Genomic DNA, 20,316 nt, shown 5'->3' with positions numbered 1-20,316 from the left:
GCTCCAGGACTGAATGGAGCAGGGTGCCGAGGTTGCTGCTGCGGGTCGGGTAGGCTATAAAGGCCCGCTTTCCCGGGCCCCGGGAAATCCAAGGAAGAGCGTTTCGTGGCTGCTAAAAAAACTGCAAAGAAGGCCGCAACGGCCGCCAAGAAAACCGCCAAGCCTGTTGTGAAGAAGTTGGCGGCAAAGCCCGTTGCCAAGAAGCCGGCCAGCAAGCCGGCGACCAAGGCAGCGTCCTCGCAACCGGCGGCCAGGAAGGCCACCGCAAAGAAAACGCCGGTCAAGGCAACCAAGCCGGTGGCGAAGAAGGCCGCTGCGCCCGCCAAGGCCAAGCCAGCCGCCGCCAGCAAGAAGGCGCCGGTGAAGAAGACCGTCAGCAAGGCCGCGCCGGTGAAGAAGGCCGCCGCCAAGCCGGTGGTCAAGAAGGCCGCCGCCAAGCCGGCGCCGAAGGCGGTGGTGAAGAAGGCTGCAGCCAAGCCGGTCGCCAAGCCCGTAGCAAAGAAGGTCGCTGCGGCTAAACCGGCCGCCACGCCCGCCGCTGTAAAGAAGGTTGCCAAGAACGTTGCCGCGCCGGCCGCAAAGCCGACCCCGGCCCCAGTAGTGAAGTCCGCACCGAAGCCTGCTGCCAAGCCGGCTCCGGCCAAGCCTGTCCCGGCCAAGACCGTGGCAGTGGCGGCAGCCCAGCCGGCCTCAACGCCGGCCCCGGCCGCCGCTCCTGTCGCTTCGAAGGCCCCGCAATCCAAGAATCCCGTGCCCGTTTCGAAATCGCCTGCCAAAACCGCCGTGAAATCCGATTCCGCCCCGAAGACCGTGTCGCGCCCTGTCGGCAAGGTTGCCGTGGCCGTCGCCGCCCGCTCGGCAGCACCGGCCCCGCGCAGCAAGTACAAGGTGGTCGAGTACAAGACCGACGAGGCCACTGGCCGCCCGATCCTGCCGGCTGGCTACAAGCCGTCCTCGGAAGAGGAATACATGAGCCCGCTGCAGCAGGAGTATTTCCGCCAGCGCCTGCAGAACTGGCGCGCGGACCTGGTGGAAGAGTCCAAGCAGACCATCGAGAACCTGCGCGAGGAAGTGCGTGACATCGGCGACGAAGCCGAGCGTGCGACCCGCGAGACCGAGAACTCGCTGGAACTGCGTACCCGCGACCGCTACCGCAAGCTGATCGGCAAGATCGACAGCACCCTGAAGCGCCTGGAAGCAGGCGACTACGGCTACTGCGTCGACACCGGCGAAGAAATCGGCCTGGAGCGCCTGGAAGCGCGCCTCACCGCAGAGCGCACCATCGACGCCCAGGAGCGTTGGGAGCACCTGCAGAAGCAGCAGGGCGACTGATTCCAGTTCGTTGTCTGGTCATGCGAAAAACCCGGCTTCGGCCGGGTTTTTTGTTGGGTTCGTGTTGGCTGCGTAGGGCGGCGCCTTGCGGGTATCGGCGTGAGCCTGCGGGTGGGTCCGGGCAGGACAGGCTGCAAGTACATCCCTGTAAGCTCGGCCGCGGCATCCATGCCGCGGACGGTCCTGCCCGGACCCTCCCGCAGGCTCTCGACGGTTTCCTGCGTGCGCGGCCGATGTAGAGCCGAGCCCACGCTCTGCTCAGGCCGACAGGAGCGGTCATGCGTGCTCGCGGCTGTTGAGTCCGCCTTGTAGCGAGCCGAGCACCGCAGGGGAGTCAGGGGCGAAGAGGCCGCTCGATCCTGTAGAGCCGACTGCTAGTCGGCTGGCTCTCCGCGCCGTCCCCTGATTCGCCGAGGAGCGCAGGGCACCGGCGCGCAGCGCCGGCTCGCGGATGGCGGCGTGTTTCTTTGGTGACTTTCTTTGCACGAGGAAAGAAAGGCACACCCCGCCGCGGTCGCGGAAGTAGCCCGCCGGGCGCGGCCCGGCGCAACCGCTGCGTGGGCGCACGGAAATACGCAGCCGAGCATGGGCTCGGCTCCACAGGTTCACTGCAGGTCGCGAAGATTCAGTTTCCGCAGCGTTGGGTTCTTCCACGCGGTGATCCCGGCCACGCTCAGCACCGCGAATCCGCCCAGCACCACCGCCGGCACCAGGCCGAGCAGCTTCGCCATCGTGCCGGCATAGAACGCGCCCAGCTCGTTGGACGAACTGATGAAGATGCCGTTGATCGACGATACGCGACCGCGCATCTCTTCCGGCGTAGCCAACTGCAGGATGGTCGAGCGGATCACCACCGAGACGCCATCGAACGCGCCGTAGAACAGCAGGATCAGCGCCGACAGCCAGAAATGCTGCGACAACCCGAAGCTGATCACGCACAGGCCGAAGCCGGCCACCGCGAACAGCAGGACGCGGCCGGCATTGCGCTGCAGCGGGTGGCGCGCCAGCCACAGGCCCACGCACACCGAGCCCAGCGCCGGCATCGCGCGCAGGATGCCCAGGCCTTCCGGGCCGTGGTGCAGGATCTCGTGCAGGAACGCCGGCAGCATCGCTACCACGCCGCCCAGCAGCACCGAGAACATGTCCAGCGCCATCGCGCCGACCATGATCCGGTTGCCGACCACGAAGCGCGCGCCTTCGGCGATGCTCTTGAAGATCGGTGCGGCCGGACCGGTATGCACCGGTTCTTCCACCTTCAGTGTGGCCAGGCAGGCCATCGCCACCAGCGCAAAGGCCGTAGCCACCGCGTAGGACAGACCCTTGCCACCGAAGCCGACCAGCACGCCACCCAGTGCCGGGCCGGCGATCATGCCGGCCTGGAACACCACCGCGCCCAGGCCGGCGCCACGGGCGAACTGGTCACGGGCCAGCACGCGGGCGAACAAGGCGTTGTAGATCGGCGACAGGAAGGCGCGGACCATGCCGGTCAGCGCGATGGCCGCATAGATCGGCCACACGCCGTCAATCGGCAGCCAGCCCATGGCTACGCTGGTCAATACCAGTGCAGTGGCGATCAGCCCGCAACAGGCGACCATGCCCAGCCGACGGCGCGGCAGGTGATCCACCAGGTAACCGGCGAACGGAGCCACGCAGAAGAACGGCACGACCTCGGCCAGGCCGATCAGGCCCAGCGAGAACGGATTGCGGGTGACTTCGTAGATGTGCCAGCCGACAGTGACCGCGACCACCTGGTAGGACAGCATCGCGAAGATGCGGTAGGCCAGCAGCCTGGCGAAACCGGGGCGGGACAGCAGGCCCAGTGCACTGTCTTCGGCTGTGGCGGGTTCGCTCACGACGGGTCGCGCTGCAGCTGCGCCTGCGCCGTCTCGCGGATGAAGGCCAGCATCGCCGCCACACCATTGCTGCGGGTGGGCGAGAGGTGGCGGGCCAGGCCGATGTCCTGGATGTAGCTCGGCTCGGTGTCCAGGATCTCCTGCGCCGAGCGCCCGGAGTACACGCGCAGCGCCAGGAAGATCAGGCCGGAGACAATCGCCGAATCGCTGATGGCATGGAAGCGCAGCGACTGCGCGTTGCCCTCGGGCACGATCCAGACCATCGACTGGCAGCCGAGCAGGCGATGCTCTTCGGTCTTCCATTCTTCCGGGAAGGGCGGCAGCTTGCGGCCGAGGTCGATCAGGTACTGGTAGCGCTCGGACCAGTCGCCGAAGAAGCCGAATTCCTCGGCGATGGCGGCCTGGGCCTCGGCGGCGGTGGGTTCAAGCGGGAACGGGGAGTCGGTCACAACAGTCTCTACGGTGGGGGCGTGGGGCGGCCCGGCCACGGGGCTGGGCAGGTCAGCTGCGCTTGCGCGACCAGCGAACGCCCTGCGGGGTGTCATCCAGCACGATGCCTTCGGCGGCCAGCTGGTCGCGGATGGCGTCGGCACGGGCGAAATCGCGTGCCTTCTTGGCCGCGGCGCGCTCGTCGATCAGGCCTTGGACGCGGGCATCGTCGTCCTCGTCGCCCGCTGCGGTGCCGAACCACTGCGCCGGGTCGGCCTGCAGCAGGCCCAGCACCAGGCCCGCACCGAGCAGCTCGCCCTTCAGGCGTGCCTGTTCGGCCGGGTCGGTGGCACGACGCGCGTCGGCGGCGATGCGGGCCACTTCGGCCAGCGCCTGGGGTGTGTTGAGATCGTCGTCCAGGGTCGCTTCGACGCTGGCGGGGATCACTGCCGTGGCCTCGATCGACGCCAGTTCGCGCAGGGTGCCGTACAGGCGGTCCAAGGTGCGCACCGATTGTTCGATCAGCGCATCAGACCAGTCCAGCGGCTGCCGGTAGTGGGCCGACAGCAGGGCCAGGCGCAGCGCCTCCGGCGGATGCTGGCGGACCAGGTCGTGTACGCGCTCGATGTTGCCCAGCGACTTGCTCATCTTGGCGCCGCCGAAGTTGAGCATGCCGTTGTGCAGCCAGAAACGGGCGAAGATCCTACCTCCGTGGGCGCATTCGCTCTGCGCGATCTCGTTCTCGTGGTGCGGGAACTGCAGGTCGACGCCGCCGGCGTGGATGTCGATGGTCTCGCCCAGGTGGGCTGCGGCCATCGCCGAGCATTCGATATGCCAGCCCGGACGACCCCGGCCCCACGGCGATTCCCAGCCGGGCAGGTCGTCGCTGGACGGCTTCCACAGCACGAAATCACCCGGGTCGCGCTTGTACGGGGCCACGTCAACACGGGCACCGGCCAGCATTTCTTCCGGGTCACGGCGCGAGAGCTTGCCGTAGCCGTTGAAGCTGGCGACCGCGAACAGTACGTGACCCTCGGCGGCGTAGGCATGACCATTGGCGATCAGCTGCTCGATCATGGTGATGATCTGCGGCATGTGCGCGGTCACCTCCGGCTCGATGTCCGGCGGCACCACGCCCAGCGCGGCCATGTCTTCACGGTAGGCGGCGGCGAACTTGCCGGTGATGGTGCTGATCGGCACGCCCTGCTCGCGCGCAGCGGCGTTGATCTTGTCGTCCACGTCGGTGATGTTGCGGGCGTAGCGCAGCGCGCCGAAACGGCGCCGCAGCAGATCGGCCAGCACCCCGAACACCACTGGGCCACGGGCGTTGCCGATGTGCACGTAGTTGTAGACCGTGGGGCCGCACACATACAGGGTCGGACAGGCCGGGTCGAGCGGAGTGAACGGTTCGAGCTGGCGAGTCAGGTTGTTGTGCAGGCGCAGGGTCATGGGGCTGTGGCTGGGGGACAAGCCTGTGATTTTAGAACGTGTCGGCCCCCTTTGGGGCACTGGCTGCCACCGGTGGACGCCGGGTCCATCCTGGGTGGGGTGGGCAGGAGCAGCGTGGACGGGTAATGTTCAGCCCCTTGCGCTCGCCACTGCCTACACTATTGCCGTGTCCTTGCTCCCGTCGCCAATGAAATCCACCGCGTTGCTGACCCTGGCCTGCCTGTCGGCGCTGCCCGCCGTGGTGCTGGCCCAGGAGACCGAGCCCCGCAACCGGGTGGTGATCGTGGAGAACGTGAAGTTCGACTACGCCCAGGTGCTGAACGTCGAGCCGGTGTTCCAGACCCTGCGCGCGACCCGCACCGAGGAGCACTGCGAGCCGGTGTCGACACGGACCCTGGCCCCGGTGAACGTGACCGGCGAGGAGCCGGTCGAGGACAAGGGCCGGATCAGCCGCTTCTGGGATTCGGTGCGCTCGATGTTCAAGCGCAGCGACGAGGAGCCCTCCGAAGAGGCCGGCCCCGAAACGCCGGCCCCAGCGCCTGCCAACAATGGCCCGATGCTGACCCGCGACTGCCGCATCGTGCCGGTGGGGCGTGAATTCCGCCGGCCCATCGCCTACGACGTGGACTACGTCTACAAGGGCACCAAGTATCGGTCGCGGCTGCCGGAAGACCCGGGCAACCGGCTCAAGATCCGGGTGTCGATCACCCCCTGGGTCGGTCCGGAGCAGGGCGCCGCCGGCAATCCCTGATTCTGCGACCCCGGCCCCTTGCGCCGGTCACGGCCGCATGCAAAGATATTCGGCCATGAAGCTCACCGACTTCCAGCACGACAGCAGCGCAGCCCGACAGGCGTCTGGCATGACCTCGCGTGCGCGTCGACCGGAACCCCACATTCTCGCTGGGTAACCGGAGCTTTTTGCTGTTCGTCCGAAAAAAACCCAGCCCGCCGGCTGGGTTTTTTCGTTTCCGCCTTCTGAAAGCTGCAACTGCAACCTTTTCGTTTCACCTTTGCTTCCTGTTTTCCCTTCCACCGCGTCGAACCCGGCGCCGCCACGCAAGGAAAGATGATGTCCCCCAAGCACTTCCTGAACACCCAGGACTGGAGCCGCAGCGATCTCGACGCGCTGCTGACCCAGGCCGCGCTGTTCAAGCGCAACAAGCTCGGCGACCAGCTCAAGGGCAAGTCGATCGCGCTGGTGTTCTTCAACCCTTCCATGCGTACCCGCACCAGCTTCGAACTGGGCGCATTCCAGCTCGGTGCCCACGCGGTGGTGCTGCAGCCGGGCAAGGATGCGTGGCCGATCGAGTTCAACCTCGGCACGGTGATGGACGGCGATACCGAAGAGCACATCGCTGAAGTGGCCAAGGTGCTGGGCCGTTACTGCGACATCATCGCGGTGCGTGCGTTCCCCAAGTTCGTCGACTGGGCCTACGACCGCCAGGACATCGTCCTCAACAGCTTCGCCAAGTACTCGCCGGTGCCGGTCATCAACATGGAGACCATCACCCATCCGTGCCAGGAGCTGGCCCACATCATGGCGCTGCAGGAGCACTTCGGTACCCAGGACCTGCGCGGCAAGAAGTACGTGTTGACCTGGACCTACCACCCCAAGCCGCTGAACACCGCCGTGGCCAACTCGGCGCTGACCATCGCCACCCGCATGGGCATGGACGTGACCCTGCTGTGCCCGACCGCCGACTACATCCTCGACGAGCGCTACATGGGCTGGGCCGAGCAGAACGTGGCCGAGAGCGGTGGTTCGCTGAAGATCAGCCATGACATCGACAGCGCCTACGCCGGCGCCGACGTGGTCTACGCCAAGAGCTGGGGTGCGCTGCCGTTCTTCGGCAACTGGGAACCGGAAAAGCCGATCCGCGACCAGTTCAAGCACTTCATCGTGGACGAGCGGAAGATGGCGCTGACCAACAACGGGGTGTTCAGCCACTGCCTGCCGCTGCGCCGCAACGTGAAAGCCACCGATGCGGTGATGGATTCGCCGCAGTGCATCGCCATCAACGAAGCCGAGAACCGCCTGCACGTGCAGAAGGCGATCATGGCCGCCGTTGCCGGGCGCTGATCCAACACTTCAGCCGACCAGCGGTCGGCTCTACCGAATTCCCATCCCCCAAGTGGACCTGATCCCCATGAGCAACAAAGACGTCGTTCTCGCCTTCTCCGGCGGCCTGGATACCAGCTTCTGCGTGCCCTACCTGCAGGAGCGTGGCTACAACGTGCACACCGTGTTCGCCGACACCGGCGGCGTGGATGATGAAGAGCGCGATTTCATCGAGAAGCGTGCCGCCGAGCTGGGCGTGACCAGCCATGTCACCGTCAATGGTGGCCCGGCCATCTGGGAAGGCTTCGTCAAGCCGTTCGTGTGGGCCGGCGAAGGCTACCAGGGCCAGTACCCGCTGCTGGTCTCGGACCGCTACCTGATCGTCGATGCCGCGCTGAAGCGTGCTGCCGAGCTGGGTACCCACATCATCGCCCACGGCTGCACCGGCATGGGCAATGACCAGGTCCGCTTCGACCTGGCCGTGAAGGCGCTGGGTGACTACCAGATCATCGCGCCGATCCGCGAGATCCAGAAGGAACACACCCAGACCCGCGCCTACGAGCAGAAGTACCTGGAAGAGCGCGGCTTCGGCGTGCGCGCCAAGCAGCAGGCCTACACCATCAACGAGAACCTGCTGGGCGTGACCATGTCCGGCGGCGAGATCGACCGTTGGGAAGCCCCGGGCGAAGGTGCGCGTGGCTGGTGCTCGCCGCGCAGCGAGTGGCCGGAACAAGCGCTGACCGTCACCCTGAAGTTCGTCGAAGGCGAAGCGGTTGAACTGAACGGCAAGGCGCTGCCGGGCGACCAGATCCTGGCCCAGCTCAACAAGCTGTTTGCCCCGTACGGTGTTGGCCGCGGCGTCTACACCGGCGACACCGTGATCGGTCTGAAGGGTCGCATCGTGTTCGAGGCCCCGGGCCTGGTCTCGCTGCTGGCCGCGCACCGCGCGCTGGAAGATGCCGTACTGACCAAGCAGCAGAACCGCTTCAAGCCGGACGTGGCACGCAAGTGGGTGGAGCTGGTGTACGAAGGCTTCTACCACGACCCGCTGAAGACCGACATCGAAGCCTTCCTGAAGTCCTCGCAGGCCAAGGTCAACGGCGAAGTGGTGCTGGAAACCCGCGGTGGCCGCGTCGACGCGGTGGCGGTGAAGTCGCCGCACCTGCTCAACACCAAGGGTGCCACCTACGCACAGTCGGCCGACTGGGGCGTGGAAGAGGCTGAAGGCTTCATCAAGCTGTTCGGCATGAGTTCGACTGTCTATGCGCAGGTCAATCGCGGTTGACCTGTGACGGGGGGCCGGCCGCGGGCCGGCGCCTCGCAGCGTCAATGGAAGGTAGTGCCGGCCGCTGGCCGGCTCGTGGCACGGTTGGATCATTGCGGAGCCGGCCAGCGGCCGGCACTACCGATTTCGAACCCTACGGATATTCAGACACATGCTTGAACAGACGCTCGATCACCTGCAGGCCCTGGTGTCCTTCGACACCCGCAACCCGCCGCGTGCGATCACCACCGGTGGCATCTTCGATTACCTGCGCGCGAACCTGCCCGGCTTCAACGTCGAGGTGATCGACCATGGCGCGGGTGCGGTCAGCCTGTACGCCGTGCGTGGGACGCCGAAGTACCTGTTCAACGTGCACCTGGATACCGTACCGGACTCGCCGCACTGGAGTGCCGATCCGCATGTGATGCGCCGCCTGGACGACCGTGTGGTCGGCCTGGGCGTGTGTGACATCAAGGGCGCCGCCGCTGCGCTGGTGGCGGCGGCCAACGCCAGTGATGGCGATGCCGCCTTCCTGTTCTCCAGCGACGAAGAAGCCAACGACCCGCGCTGCATCGCCGCGTTCCTGGCCCGTGGCCTGCCGTATGAAGCCGTACTCGTGGCCGAACCGACCATGAGCGAAGCGGTGCTGGCGCATCGTGGCATCAGCTCGGTGCTGATGCAGTTCGCCGGCCGTGCCGGCCATGCGTCGGGCAAGCAGGATGCGGCTGCCAGCGCATTGCACCAGGCCATGCGCTGGGGCAATCGCGCGCTGGATCATGTGGAATCGCTGGCCTCGGCGCGCTTCGGTGGACTGACCGGCCTGCGCTTCAACATCGGTCGCGTCGAAGGCGGTATCAAGGCCAATATGATCGCACCGGCTGCTGAGGTGCGCTTCGGGTTCCGCCCGCTGCCGTCGATGGACATCGATGGCCTGCTGGCGACCTTCGCCGGTTTCGCCGAGCCGGAAGCCGCCGTGTTCACCGAGACGTTCCGTGGTCCCAGCCTGCCCGCCGGTGACATCGCCGAGGCCGAGAACCGCCGCCTGCTGGCGCGCGACGTGGCCGATGCGCTGGAGCTGCCGATCGGCAATGCCGTGGATTTCTGGACCGAGGCGTCGCTGTTCTCGGCCGCTGGCTACACCACACTGGTATTCGGCCCGGGTGACATCGCCCAGGCACACACCGCCGATGAGTTCGTGACGCTGGACCAATTGCAGCGCTATACCCACGCCGTGCACCGGATCATCGCCGCCGGCGCCTGATCGACCCTACAACGCCGCCATGCCCCGGGCATGGCGGAACTGCAACGCGGCGACCGCCGCCTGTGACGAAACCGAAATGTCTCCTGCCCTCCAGCCCCACCGCCAGACCCGCCAGACCATCGTGCGCCTGCTTTCCAGCATGGCCAGCGCGAAGGAGATCAGCCAGTACCTCAAGCGTTTCTCGCAGCTGGACGCCAAGCGCTTCGCCGTGGTCAAGGTCGGCGGCGCGGTGCTGCGCGACGATCTCGACGCGCTGACCTCTTCGCTGTCGTTCCTGCAGGAAGTCGGGCTGACCCCGATCGTGCTGCACGGCGCCGGCCCGCAGCTGGATGCCGAGCTGTCGGCGGCCGGCATCGAGAAGCAGACCGTGAACGGCCTGCGCGTGACTTCGCCGGAAGCACTGGCGATCGTGCGCCGGGTGTTCCAGCAGTCCAACCTGCGCCTGGTCGAGGCGCTGCAGCAGAACGGCGCACGTGCCACCTCGATTACCGGTGGCGTGTTCGAGGCCGAGTACCTGGACGTGGACACCTACGGCCTCGTCGGCGAGGTGAAGAAGGTCAACCTGGCACCGATCGAGGCCAGCCTGCGTGCCGGTTCGATCCCGGTCATCACCAGCCTGGGTGAAACTGCCGGTGGCCAGATCCTCAACGTCAACGCCGACTTCGCCGCCAACGAGCTGGTGCAGGAGCTGCAGCCGTACAAGATCATCTTCCTGACCGGCACCGGTGGCCTGCTGGACGAGGCGGGCAACGTGATCGATTCGATCAACCTGTCCACCGAGTACGACCACCTCATCGCGCAGCCGTGGATCCACGGCGGCATGAAGGTGAAGATCGAACAGATCAAGGACCTGCTCGACCGCCTGCCGCTGGAGTCGTCGGTGTCGATCACTCGCCCGGCCGACCTGGCCAAGGAACTGTTCACCCACAAGGGCTCGGGCACGCTGGTGCGCAAGGGTGAGAAAGTGCTGCGCGCCACCGCCTGGAGCGAGCTCGACCTGCCACGGCTGAAGGGCCTGATCGAATCCAGCTTCGGCCGCACCCTGGTGCCGGACTACTTCGAAAAGACCAGGCTGCTGCGTGCCTATGTCAGCGAGAACTACCGCACCGCGGTGATCCTCACCGACGAGGCCGAAGGCGTGTACCTGGACAAGTTCGCCGTGCTCGACGATGCGCAGGGCGAAGGCCTGGGCCGCGCGGTCTGGAACGTGATGCTGGAGGAGACCCCGCAGCTGTTCTGGCGCTCGCGCCACGGCAACCCGATCAACCACTTCTACTACGCCGAGTCCGATGGCTGCTACAAGCAGGACCATTGGAAAGTGTTCTGGTTCGGTGCCGATGGCATCGACCGCATCAAGACCTATGTCGACCACTGCGCCCAGCGCGCGCCGAGCCTGCTGGGGTGAGCGATGAGTCCTCCTGACGTGTGGAACACGGTGCCTACCCTGCGCGGCCAGCACGTGGCGCTGCAGCCGCTGCAGCTTGAGCATGTCCCCGGCCTGCGCGCTGCCCTCGAAGGCAGCGGCCTGGACCAGCTCTGGTACACCCAGGTGCCGTCACCGCAGCAGGTCGAGCACTATGTGCAGGCCGCGCTGCAGGCGCACGCCGAAGGCAAGGTTCTGCCGTTCGTGATCCGCGACGCCGCCGGTGACATCATCGGCAGCACGCGCTTCTACGACATGGATGCCAGCGTGCCCAAGCTCAGCCTCGGCTACACCTGGTACACGCCGCGCGTGCAGCGCACCGGCGCCAACACCGAGGCCAAGCTGTTGCTGCTGCAGCACGCCTTCGAGTCCATGGGCTGCATCAGCGTGGTGCTGGAAACCAGCTGGTTCAACGTCACCTCGCGCACCGCCATCGCCCGCCTCGGCGCCAAGCAGGATGGCGTGCTGCGCAACCACAAGCGGCACGCCGACGGCACGCCGCGCGACACCGTCATCTTCTCCATCATCGATGCGGAATGGCAGGGCGTGAAGCGCCACCTGCAGTACCGCCTGGACAGTCACGCATGAACGATTCGACTTTTACCCTGGGCATCGTCGGTGCCCGCGGCCATACCGGCGCCGAGCTGATCAAGCTGGTGGCCGCGCATCCGCGCCTGAAACTGGCCTTCGTCTCTTCGCGCGAGCGCGCCGGGCAGCGCCTGTCCGACCACCACCCGGAATTCCAGGGCGAGCTGCAGTACGAAAACCTGGACGCCGATGCGGTGGCGGCCAAGGGCGTGGACGCGGTGATCCTGGCCCTGCCCAACGGCCTGGCCGCGCCGTTCGTGGCCGCGCTTGAAACCGCGAAGCCGGACACCGTCATCGTCGACCTCTCGGCCGACTACCGTTTCGACAACAGCTGGTACTACGGCCTGCCGGAGCTGACCCGCGGCCGGTACAACGGCCAGAAGCACATCAGCAACCCGGGCTGCTATGCCACCGCGATGCAGCTGGCGGTGCATCCGCTGCTGGACCTGCTGGCGGGTCCGCCGCAGTGCTTCGGTGTCTCCGGCTACTCCGGTGCCGGTACTACGCCGTCGGACAAGAACAACGTCGAACTGCTGGCCGACAACCTGATGCCCTACGCGCTGACCAACCACGTGCACGAGCGCGAGGTGTCCGTACAGCTGGGCGTGGCGGTCGAGTTCATGCCGCACGTCGCGCCGCACTTCCGTGGCATCACGCTGACCGCCAACCTGTGGCTGAACCGCGTACAGACCCGCGAGCAGATCGTCGAGCGCTTCCAGCAGGCCTATGCCGTTGAACCCTTGATCGAGGTGGTGGACGAAGCGCCGTGGGTCAGCCGCATCGCCGGCCGCCACGGTGCCCAGGTCGGTGGCTTCACGCTCGCGCCGGGCGGCAAGCGCGTGGTGGTGGTGGCGACGCTGGACAACCTGCTGAAGGGCGCGGCCACCCAGGCCATGCAGAACCTCAACCTCGCGCTGGGCATCGACGAACTGACGTCGATCCCGCACTGAACACGCCTTCCGGAGCCCCCATGGCAGACCTTCTTTGGCAGAAGCCCGGCGTCGCTGTCGACGCCCAGATCCAGTCCTTCCTCGCCGGCGACGACGTGATCCTCGACCGCGAGTTCTTCCTGCATGACATCGCTGCCAGCGCCGCGCATGCGCAGGGCCTGCAGCACATCGGCATCCTCAGTGCCGATGAGCTTGCCGGACTTCTGCGCGAACTGGAGATCCTGGCGCAGGACTTCCGCGAAGGCCGCTTCGTGCTGGATACGCAGTACGAGGATGGCCACTCGGCGATCGAAGCGCGCCTGACCGAACGCCTTGGTGATGCGGGTCGCAAGATCCACACCGGCCGCAGCCGCAACGACCAGATCCTGGTCGCCACGCGCCTGTGGCTGAAGGAGAAGCTGCAGCGCGTTGCCCAGCTCAGCACCGAAGTGGCAAAGGTCGCGCTGGACCGCGCGCAGGCCGAGAAGGACCTGCCGATTCCCGGTTATACCCACATCCAGCGTGCCGTGGTGTCCTCGGCCGGCATGTGGTGGGCGGGCTGGGCCGAGGCCTTCATCGACAACGCCATCCGCGCCCGTGACACCCATGCACTGGTCGATGCCAATCCGCTCGGCACCGCCGCCGGCTACGGCGTGAACCTGCCGCTGGACCGCGAGCACACCACCGCCGCGCTGGGCTTCGCGCGCATGCAGGTCTCGCCGATCTACGCGCAGCTGTCGCGCGGCAAGTTCGAGCTGGCCGCGCTGGAAGCGCTCGGTGGCGCCACGCTGGACCTGCGCCGCATTGCGTGGGACCTGTCGCTGTTCACCAGCGCCGAGTTCGGCTTCGTCGCGCTGCCGGCGCAGTACACCACCGGCAGTTCGATCATGCCCAACAAGCGCAATCCGGATGTGATCGAGCTGATGCGCGCCACCCACGCCAGCGTCGCCGCTGCGCGCACCGAGATCGAGCAGCTGCTGTCGCTGCCGTCCGGCTACCATCGCGACCTGCAGTCGTCCAAGGGTGCCATCTTCCACGGCTTCGGCCGTGGCCTGGCCGCGCTGGAGCTGCTGCCGGCGCTGCTGGCCAACCTGGAATGGCGCGACGACAGGCTGCGTGCGGCGATCGATTCGGGCATGTATGCCACCGACGTGGCGGTGGAAGCGGCCGTGGCCGGTGTGCCGTTCCGCGAGGCCTACAAGGCGGCTGCGGCCGGTGCCGACAGCGCAGGGCAGGGACGCACGCCGGAAGGCAGCCTGGCTGCGCGTGTATCGCCGGGCTCGGCCGCTGACCTGCGCCTGGACGAACTGCGCGCGCGCTGGCAGGCGCTGTCCTGATGGCGGGCACGGTCTACCTGGTGTTGGCCATGCGCCGGTCGGACTTCAACGATGCAGCGGTGCAGCCGCATCGCGATTTCCTCGATGCGTTGCAGGCGCAGGGCAAGCTGCAGCTGACCGGTGGCTTCGCCGATGGCAGCGGTGGCGCCTACGTGCTGTGCAACGTGGACAGCCTGGCGCAGGCGCAGGCCATCGTCGCCACCGATCCGCTGGTGACGATGCAGGCCTCCGACCTGACCGTGCACGAATGGAACACCCGCTGAGAGCCTGACCGATGATCCAGCACGCTGCCCATGTCGCCTCGCCGTTCCCCGAACAAGCGCTGCCGCCGTGGCGGCGTGCGGTGCTCAAGGTTGGCAGCAGTCTGCTGGCAGCCGATGGCGGCGGCCTGTCGCCACGCCACGCGCTGGGCCTGGCGCAGTTCGTCTCAGCCAATGTCCTGGCCGGGCGCGAGGTGGTGATCGTGTCTTCCGGCGCGGTCGCTGCCGGGCGCGCAATCCTGCCTCGGGCCGATGAGCCTGGCGCGGCGATGGCGGCGAGGCAGGCCCTGGCCGCGCTCGGCCAGGCACAGCTGATCGGGCTCTGGCAGCGCTTCTTCGAGCGCCCGGTGGCGCAGGTGCTGCTGACCCACGACGACCTGCGCAACCGCCGCCGCTACCTCAATGCACGCGCCACGTTGAGTGAACTGTTGCGCCTGGGCGCATTGCCGGTGGTCAACGAGAACGACACCGTGTCGGTGGATGAGCTCAAGCTCGGCGACAACGACAACCTGGCTGCCACCGTGGCGGCGCTGGTCGACGCCGATGCGCTGTTCATCGCCACCGACATCGATGGCCTGTACAGCGCCGACCCGCGCACCGTGGCCGATGCGCGGCCGTTGCACGACGTGCCGGAGCTGGGTCACGAGGTGCTGGCGATGGCGGGCGGCGCCGGCTCGCGCGCCGGTACCGGCGGCATGCGCACCAAGCTGGAGGCGGCGGCGAAGGCCGGGCGCCTGGGCATCGAAACCTATCTGTTCAATGGCCGCAGCGGTGACGTGGTGCGCGCGCTGGCGCAGGACCGCCTGTTCGGCACCCGCATCCATGCCGCACGCAGCCGCGAGGCCGCCCGCAAGCACTGGCTGCGGCATGCACCGCTGGCCGAGGGCGTGATCGTCATCGATGCCGGTGCGGCACAGGCGATGCGCGAGAAGGGCGCCTCGCTGCTGCCCGGTGGCATCACCGGTGCAGAGGGCGTGTTCCGCCGCGGCGATATGGTACAGGTGTGCTGGAACGCGCCGCAGGGCCGTGTCTGCGTGGCCCGTGGCGTCAGCCAGTATGCTGCCGACGACGTACGCCGGATTGCCGGCCACCATTCGCGCGACATCCAGGCCGTGCTCGGCTACAACTACGGCGGCAGCGTCGTCCATCGCGACGACCTGGTGCTGCCATGACCGGATTGAAGGACACACCGATGAGCGAGATCGAAGCGCAGGCGCGTGCCTGCCGTGATGCGGCGCAGATCGTTGCCGGCCTGGACAGTGCGGCACGACGCACGCTGCTGCTGGCGATGGCGCAGGCGCTGGAAGTGAATGCAGGGTTGATCCTGGCCGGCAATGCACGTGACCTCGCCGCCGCGCGCGAGAAGGGCGTGGGCAGCGCCATGCTCGATCGTCTGGCACTGGACCCGCCGCGCCTGTTCGCGATGGCCGAAGCCGTGCGCGAAGTGGCTGGATTGCCAGATCCTGTCGGCGAGGTCACCCGCGATGACGTGCGCCCGAACGGCATCCGCGTGCAGAAGGTGCGCGTGCCGCTGGGCGTGATCGCGATGATCTACGAGGCGCGCCCGAACGTGACCGCCGAAGCCGCGGCGCTGTGCCTGAAGGCGGGTAACGGCGTGATCCTGCGCGGTGGTTCCGAGGCAATTCACTCCAACACCGCGATCGCGCAGGCACTCGCCGGTGCGTTGAAGGCCAACGGGGTACCGCCGGCCGCCGTGACCGTGCTGACTGACCTGCGCCGCGAGGCGATGCTGGAACTGCTGCAGCTGCATGAGCTGATCGACCTGGCGATTCCGCGCGGTGGCGAAGGCCTGATCCGTTTCGTTGCCGAGCATGCGCGGGTGCCGGTGATCAAGCACTATAAGGGTGTCTGTCATCTGTTCGTGGATGCCAGCGCCGACCTGGGCAAGGCCATCGACCTGCTGGTGGATGGCAAGTGCAGCCGGCCAGCCGCCTGCAATTCGCTGGAGACACTGCTGGTACACCGTGACGTAGCCGATTCCTTCCTGCCGCGCGTGGCGCAGGCGCTCGGCCAGCGTGGCGTGCAGCTGCGCGCCGATGCGCAGTCGCAGCCGCTGCTGCCGGGCAGCACGGCGGCGACCGAGGAGGACTACGCCGCCGAGTTCCTCGACCTTGTGCTGGCCGTGCGCGTGGTGGACGACCTCGATGCGGCCATCGCGCACATCCGCCGCTATACCTCCGATCACACCGAAGTGATCGCGACCGCAGACGCCGGCCATGCCGAGCGTTTCGTTACTGCGCTGCGCTCGGCGGTGGTGATGGTCAATGCCTCATCGCGCTTCTCCGATGGTGGCCAGCTGGGCCTGGGCAGCGAAATCGGCATTTCCACCACGCGCCTGCATGCCTATGGCCCGATGGGTCTGGAAGCGCTCACTGTCGAACGTTTCGTGGTGCGTGGCGAAGGGCAGACGCGCACATAAGTGGATCCACGCCATGCGTGGATGTTCTTCGCGGCAGACCCCGGTGCCGACCAAGGCCGGCATCCACCGGGCTGTCGGGCTACACCACCTCGCGGCGGATGCCGACCGGGCGTGCGTGATCATCCATGTGCAGCGTGGCGGCCTTGCAGCTCATCAGGCGTTCGGCCAGGCCGGTGCTGGCACCCAGATCGGCGGCTACTTCGTTGAGGCTGGCCAGTGGCCGCGGCAGGCGGCGCTCGCGGCCACGGAAGCGGGCACGGTTGTACTCGGCCCAACCGATCAGCAGCACGCTGGCGCACAACAGCATCAGCGGCAATGCCACCAGCACGTAGGGATCGAACTGGCTTTGCCGTTCGTACAACTGCTGCCAGGCCAGCTGGCCGCCAACCAACCACGAGAACAGTGTCACCAGGGGCGCCCACAGGTAGAAGTAGAAGCCCCAGAACGCCAGGGTGACGAATCCCCAGGCGGTGCGCTGGAAGCGCGGCTGGCGGTGTGGCTTGCGGATCATCCGTGAGTCGAAGCGGTTGGAGGGGCGTTGCGCGTTCATCGGATCCCCCGGTCAGGGCTGGTCCAGGTGGCGCGCTTGCTGCGACGGCGCAGCAGTGTCTTCGGCAGCGCCACCAGGGTGGTGGAAAGGCTGATCAGCCAGTACGCCATCGGGTACCAGATGACCCAGAAATAGTTGCGTCCAATCTGTGTTTCGTAACGCCGGTCGATGATCAGGCTGCTGGCGAACTGCAGCAGGCAGACCAGCGCCAGGATCACGCCATGCCACTGCGGCAGCAGGCTGGCGATATGCAGCTGCGGCGGCAGCTCGATGAACTTGCCCAGTGCCCACAGCAGCACGATGAACAACATGGTGTAGGCCCAGATCACGCTCAGCACGTATTCCAGCAGCACGCCCCACATGCGTCGCTCTTTCCAGTGCAGCAGCGAGCGCGCGTGACGCAGCATCACCTCCACGCCGCCCTGGGCCCAGCGCAGGCGCTGCCGCCACAGGCCCTTGAGGGTCTCCGGCATCAGGATGAAGCACAGCGCATTGGGTTCGTAGCGGATGTCCCAGTGCGCGCGCTGCAGGCGCCAGCTGATGTCGATGTCCTCGGTCACCATGTCATCCGACCACCAGCCCACCTGGTGCAGGGCGGTACGGCGGAAGCCGGCGATCACCCCGGAGATGGTGAAGATGCGCCCGTATACGCGCTGCGCGCGCTTGATCATGCCGATGATCGAGGAAAACTCGGCCACCTGCAGGCGCCCGAGCAGGGTGGAGCGGTTGCGGATGCGCGGGTTGCCGGTGACCGCACCGACCCGGTTGCCGCTGACCAGGTGCCAGACCATCCAGTGCAGCGCATGTTCCTCCAGCATTGCATCGCCGTCGATGCACACCAGGTACTCCGAGCGAGCGGCCAGTGCGCCCATGCGCAGCGCATTGGCCTTGCCCAGGTTACGGTCCAGGTGCAATACGCGCAGCCGCGGGTGCCTTGCCGCCAGCACATCCAGCCGCGCGCCGGTGTCATCGCTGCTGCCATCATCGATGGCGATCACTTCGTAGTCGGCGGGGTAACGCTGGGCCAGCGCCGCAGTGAGTGTGTCATCCAGGTTCTCTGCCTCGTTGTGGCAGGGCACCAGCAGGCTCGCGAAGGGCGGATCGACCATCAATGGAGGGTCGTTGCGCGGCCGCGAGTGGCGTTCGCGCCGGTAGTAGTAGTAGAGGCCGCCGGACATCCAGAAGAACGCCATCACCATCGGGTAGTAGAAGGCGAACTGGAACAGGACCTGCAGCAGCGGATGCATGTCCATGTCACTTCTCCGGGTACGGGAAGGTGCCGGCGGACATCGCCGCGCGGGCATCGCGGGTGGAGGGCTGGTCGGCGATGAAGTCGTCCGGGTACCAGGCGAAGTGGTGCACGCCCTGCGCCTGCAACTGGCGGATCTGTGCGCGCAGGCGCTCGGCGGGAATCGGTTGCCCGTTGCGCCAATCGACGGTCTGCAGCTCGAACAGGGTGTGCTGCAGCTGCGGGTCATGTGCGCGTACTGCGGCCAGCAGCTGGTCCAGCCAGCGCTCGGGGTGCTGGCTGCCTTCCATCCACGGCATCGCCATCAGCGCGGTCTGGTCATAGGCCTTGTTGAACAGGTCCAGGCGCTGCGCGAACCAGGCCTCGCTCTGCGGGCGGAGCACCGGCTCAGCGTACAGGTTGCGCACGGTGGCCAGTTTCGGGCGCCAGCGTTGCGCGCTGTCGCGCAGCGCCAGGGTGAAGCTGATCAGCGCCTGCGTGCGCGCGCTGCCATCGCCCCCGGCTGCCAGTGTCGGCAGCTCGGTGTCGCGCAGGTAGCCGTCGTCATGGAACAGCAGGCCTTCAAAGTAGGAATTGACCGCCAGGTCCTCGTAGATGTCGAGCATGATCTGGCGGGCCTTCGGGTTGGTGAAGTCCAACCGGTACATGCCATCGGGATCGCCGTTGCGGATCGCCAGCGCCTTGCGCTGCGCCAGGTCGGGCAGCTCGAAGCCAAGCACCGGCAGCCATGCGTAGACCTTCACGCCGGCGCGGGATTTCAGTTGCCAGGCGACGCGGCTGAACAGGTCCGCCCGCATCGGCATGTGACGGTTGGGGAAGTACAGCGCATCGGCAGTGTTGTTGCCGTCCGGATCGGCGAATGCCTGCAGGTAGACGTGCGTCGGCGCGATGCGCTTGACCCGTTCGACCAGCGCATCGAGGTTGCGTGCCTGCTGCGTCGGGTCTGCGTCGTAGACATCATCCAGGTCGATCTGCAGGGCACGGATGCCATCGAGCGCGACATCGCGGCGCAGTTCGTAGGCCAGCCCTTCCACGGTCGGGTTGTCGCTGACCAGGAAGCGCGCCAGACCATGCAGGTCGCTGGCCACCGGCGTGCTGCGGCCCTCCAGATCGAAGGACACCGGCATGCCCAGCTGTTCGGCGATGTCGTTGCTCAACTGGTTGTAGGCGGCGTATGGCCAGACGATGGCGCGCGGGCGCACGCCCAGGTGCTGCTTGATGCGCTGCACGCTGCGCGAGAGATCGGCGCGCAGGCGCTGCTCATACTGCGTTTCAGTCTCGTACCTGTGCGTGGCCGGGCTGTAGATGCGGGTGACCACGGCGGGCGTTGAATTGCCCTGTGGATTGGCGAGCACGCCGTGGTGCAGGTCGTCGGTGTGGCTGGCCACTTCGATCAGGCCGCTGTCGTGCATCTGCTTCAGCTGCGCCCAGGTGACGAAGTCATCGCGGCCGAACGGCCGGTAGCCGTAGTCGATGGTGCGGCCCGGAGCCATGTCCACGTAGTCGGTGATCACCGCCACCAGCGCCGGGTAGCGGTAGGCCTGCAGCAATGGGAAGGCCTTGTCGTAGACGCTGCGCAGGCCGTCATCGAAGGTCAGCAGCACAGGCTTGGGCGGCAGCGTGGCCCGCCCCTGCGAGGCATCGATCACCTGCGACAGCGAGACCGGGTGATAGCCATGCGCGCCCAGCCAGTCCAGGTGTGCGGCAAAGTTCTGCGTGCTCACCGCATAGGTATCGGCATCGCCCTTGGCCGCGACCTGGTCGCGGATGTCGTGGTAGCTGAGGATCAGCAGGCCATTGTCGATCGCATCGAGATGCGCGGCCTGCTGCGCCAAGGCCGGTGGCGTGATGGCCAGCAGCAGGAGCACGATCAGTCGCAGGAAGCAGGCCATG

At 67.0% G+C, this 20,316-nt stretch carries 18 protein-coding genes; 12 read left to right on the top strand and 6 right to left on the bottom strand.

Annotated elements, in window-relative coordinates:
- Window positions 1-105 precede the first annotated feature (105 nt).
- Window positions 106-1,332, top strand: a complete 1,227-nt coding sequence (gene dksA, locus ROV93_RS08075) for an RNA polymerase-binding protein DksA (protein ID WP_072168399.1) — start codon at window positions 106-108, stop codon at window positions 1,330-1,332.
- 605 nt (window positions 1,333-1,937) lie between these two features.
- Here dksA and ROV93_RS08070 read toward each other — a convergent pair.
- From ROV93_RS08070 to cysS, 3 genes are read right to left on the bottom strand one after another with little or no spacing between them, the layout of a single operon-like run.
- The gene (locus ROV93_RS08070) at window positions 1,938-3,185 is read right to left on the bottom strand and encodes an MFS transporter (protein ID WP_072168398.1); all 1,248 of its coding nucleotides are present in this window, start codon (window positions 3,183-3,185) and stop codon (window positions 1,938-1,940) included.
- The gene (locus ROV93_RS08065) at window positions 3,182-3,634 is read right to left on the bottom strand and encodes a SufE family protein (RefSeq protein WP_061478045.1); all 453 of its coding nucleotides are present in this window, start codon (window positions 3,632-3,634) and stop codon (window positions 3,182-3,184) included. The genes ROV93_RS08070 and ROV93_RS08065 overlap by 4 nt, the downstream gene beginning before the upstream one ends.
- Before the next feature lie 52 nt (window positions 3,635-3,686).
- Window positions 3,687-5,063 carry a cysteine--tRNA ligase gene (gene cysS / locus ROV93_RS08060; protein WP_072168397.1) on the bottom strand — a complete coding sequence of 459 codons (1,377 nt, stop codon included), beginning with the start codon at window positions 5,061-5,063 and terminating at the stop codon, window positions 3,687-3,689.
- A gap of 187 nt (window positions 5,064-5,250) precedes the next feature.
- Here cysS and ROV93_RS08055 point away from each other — a divergent pair, with 187 nt between their 5' ends.
- The 11 genes from ROV93_RS08055 to ROV93_RS08005 all read left to right on the top strand — a co-directional run bounded on the left by ROV93_RS08055 (window position 5,251) and on the right by ROV93_RS08005 (window position 16,624).
- A complete protein-coding gene (locus ROV93_RS08055; RefSeq protein WP_072168396.1) occupies window positions 5,251-5,814 on the top strand; it encodes a hypothetical protein in 564 nt (187 codons plus the stop codon).
- Between the two features lie 318 nt (window positions 5,815-6,132).
- On the top strand, window positions 6,133-7,143 hold the full coding sequence (locus ROV93_RS08050; protein ID WP_072168395.1) for an N-acetylornithine carbamoyltransferase: 1,011 nt from the start codon (window positions 6,133-6,135) through the stop codon (window positions 7,141-7,143).
- 67 nt (window positions 7,144-7,210) lie between these two features.
- Window positions 7,211-8,407, top strand: coding sequence for an argininosuccinate synthase (locus tag ROV93_RS08045; RefSeq protein ID WP_072168394.1), 1,197 nt, complete (start codon window positions 7,211-7,213; stop codon window positions 8,405-8,407).
- 151 nt (window positions 8,408-8,558) lie between these two features.
- Window positions 8,559-9,647, top strand: coding sequence for an acetylornithine deacetylase (locus ROV93_RS08040; RefSeq protein WP_049412643.1), 1,089 nt, complete (start codon window positions 8,559-8,561; stop codon window positions 9,645-9,647).
- Between the two features lie 76 nt (window positions 9,648-9,723).
- Window positions 9,724-11,052, top strand: coding sequence for an acetylglutamate kinase (locus tag ROV93_RS08035; protein ID WP_061478039.1), 1,329 nt, complete (start codon window positions 9,724-9,726; stop codon window positions 11,050-11,052).
- Between the two features lie 3 nt (window positions 11,053-11,055).
- Entirely contained in the window at window positions 11,056-11,658 is a 603-nt protein-coding gene (locus ROV93_RS08030) for a GNAT family protein (RefSeq protein ID WP_012480827.1), read from the top strand.
- A complete protein-coding gene (gene argC, locus ROV93_RS08025) occupies window positions 11,655-12,608 on the top strand; it encodes an N-acetyl-gamma-glutamyl-phosphate reductase (RefSeq protein WP_072168393.1) in 954 nt (317 codons plus the stop codon). Before ROV93_RS08030 ends, argC begins: the two co-directional genes overlap by 4 nt.
- 20 nt (window positions 12,609-12,628) lie before the next feature.
- Window positions 12,629-13,924 carry an argininosuccinate lyase gene (argH, locus tag ROV93_RS08020; RefSeq protein WP_072168392.1) on the top strand — a complete coding sequence of 432 codons (1,296 nt, stop codon included), beginning with the start codon at window positions 12,629-12,631 and terminating at the stop codon, window positions 13,922-13,924.
- Window positions 13,924-14,187, top strand: coding sequence for a YciI family protein (locus ROV93_RS08015; RefSeq protein ID WP_072168391.1), 264 nt, complete (start codon window positions 13,924-13,926; stop codon window positions 14,185-14,187). Before argH ends, ROV93_RS08015 begins: the two co-directional genes overlap by 1 nt.
- Before the next feature lie 11 nt (window positions 14,188-14,198).
- Entirely contained in the window at window positions 14,199-15,356 is a 1,158-nt protein-coding gene (gene proB, locus ROV93_RS08010) for a glutamate 5-kinase (RefSeq protein ID WP_072168390.1), read from the top strand.
- A complete protein-coding gene (locus tag ROV93_RS08005) occupies window positions 15,353-16,624 on the top strand; it encodes a glutamate-5-semialdehyde dehydrogenase (RefSeq protein ID WP_072168389.1) in 1,272 nt (423 codons plus the stop codon). Before proB ends, ROV93_RS08005 begins: the two co-directional genes overlap by 4 nt.
- A gap of 79 nt (window positions 16,625-16,703) precedes the next feature.
- Here ROV93_RS08005 and pgaD read toward each other — a convergent pair whose 3' ends face one another.
- The 3 genes from pgaD to pgaB are packed head-to-tail and all read right to left on the bottom strand — an operon-like array spanning window position 16,704 to window position 20,315.
- Window positions 16,704-17,174, bottom strand: coding sequence for a poly-beta-1,6-N-acetyl-D-glucosamine biosynthesis protein PgaD (gene pgaD / locus ROV93_RS08000; protein ID WP_072168388.1), 471 nt, complete (start codon window positions 17,172-17,174; stop codon window positions 16,704-16,706).
- Window positions 17,171-18,427 (bottom strand): poly-beta-1,6-N-acetyl-D-glucosamine synthase, encoded by a 1,257-nt coding sequence (pgaC, locus tag ROV93_RS07995; RefSeq protein ID WP_061478032.1) that lies wholly within the window; start codon window positions 18,425-18,427, stop codon window positions 17,171-17,173. The genes pgaD and pgaC overlap by 4 nt, the downstream gene beginning before the upstream one ends.
- Before the next feature lies 1 nt (window position 18,428).
- Window positions 18,429-20,315, bottom strand: coding sequence for a poly-beta-1,6-N-acetyl-D-glucosamine N-deacetylase PgaB (gene pgaB, locus ROV93_RS07990; RefSeq protein ID WP_072168387.1), 1,887 nt, complete (start codon window positions 20,313-20,315; stop codon window positions 18,429-18,431).
- Window position 20,316: the final 1 nt, after the last annotated feature.

Source organism: Stenotrophomonas maltophilia group sp. msm4 (genome assembly GCF_032025605.1).
In the GTDB taxonomy this organism is placed as follows: Bacteria; Pseudomonadota; Gammaproteobacteria; order Xanthomonadales; family Xanthomonadaceae; genus Stenotrophomonas; species Stenotrophomonas sepilia.
This window is presented reverse-complemented; position numbering and strand designations above follow the sequence as displayed.

Coding starts and splice junctions, on each gene's coding strand:
- pgaD (WP_072168388.1), bottom strand. CDS start 17,174: ATGAACGCGCAACGCCCCTCCAACCGCTTCGACTCACGGATGATCCGC.
- ROV93_RS08040 (WP_049412643.1), top strand. CDS start 8,559: ATGCTTGAACAGACGCTCGATCACCTGCAGGCCCTGGTGTCCTTCGAC.
- pgaB (WP_072168387.1), bottom strand. CDS start 20,315: ATGGCCTGCTTCCTGCGACTGATCGTGCTCCTGCTGCTGGCCATCACG.
- argC (WP_072168393.1), top strand. CDS start 11,655: ATGAACGATTCGACTTTTACCCTGGGCATCGTCGGTGCCCGCGGCCAT.
- ROV93_RS08035 (WP_061478039.1), top strand. CDS start 9,724: ATGTCTCCTGCCCTCCAGCCCCACCGCCAGACCCGCCAGACCATCGTG.
- ROV93_RS08045 (WP_072168394.1), top strand. CDS start 7,211: ATGAGCAACAAAGACGTCGTTCTCGCCTTCTCCGGCGGCCTGGATACC.
- argH (WP_072168392.1), top strand. CDS start 12,629: ATGGCAGACCTTCTTTGGCAGAAGCCCGGCGTCGCTGTCGACGCCCAG.
- ROV93_RS08030 (WP_012480827.1), top strand. CDS start 11,056: ATGAGTCCTCCTGACGTGTGGAACACGGTGCCTACCCTGCGCGGCCAG.
- pgaC (WP_061478032.1), bottom strand. CDS start 18,427: ATGGACATGCATCCGCTGCTGCAGGTCCTGTTCCAGTTCGCCTTCTAC.
- ROV93_RS08005 (WP_072168389.1), top strand. CDS start 15,353: ATGACCGGATTGAAGGACACACCGATGAGCGAGATCGAAGCGCAGGCG.
- proB (WP_072168390.1), top strand. CDS start 14,199: ATGATCCAGCACGCTGCCCATGTCGCCTCGCCGTTCCCCGAACAAGCG.
- cysS (WP_072168397.1), bottom strand. CDS start 5,063: ATGACCCTGCGCCTGCACAACAACCTGACTCGCCAGCTCGAACCGTTC.
- ROV93_RS08050 (WP_072168395.1), top strand. CDS start 6,133: ATGTCCCCCAAGCACTTCCTGAACACCCAGGACTGGAGCCGCAGCGAT.
- ROV93_RS08015 (WP_072168391.1), top strand. CDS start 13,924: ATGGCGGGCACGGTCTACCTGGTGTTGGCCATGCGCCGGTCGGACTTC.
- ROV93_RS08055 (WP_072168396.1), top strand. CDS start 5,251: ATGAAATCCACCGCGTTGCTGACCCTGGCCTGCCTGTCGGCGCTGCCC.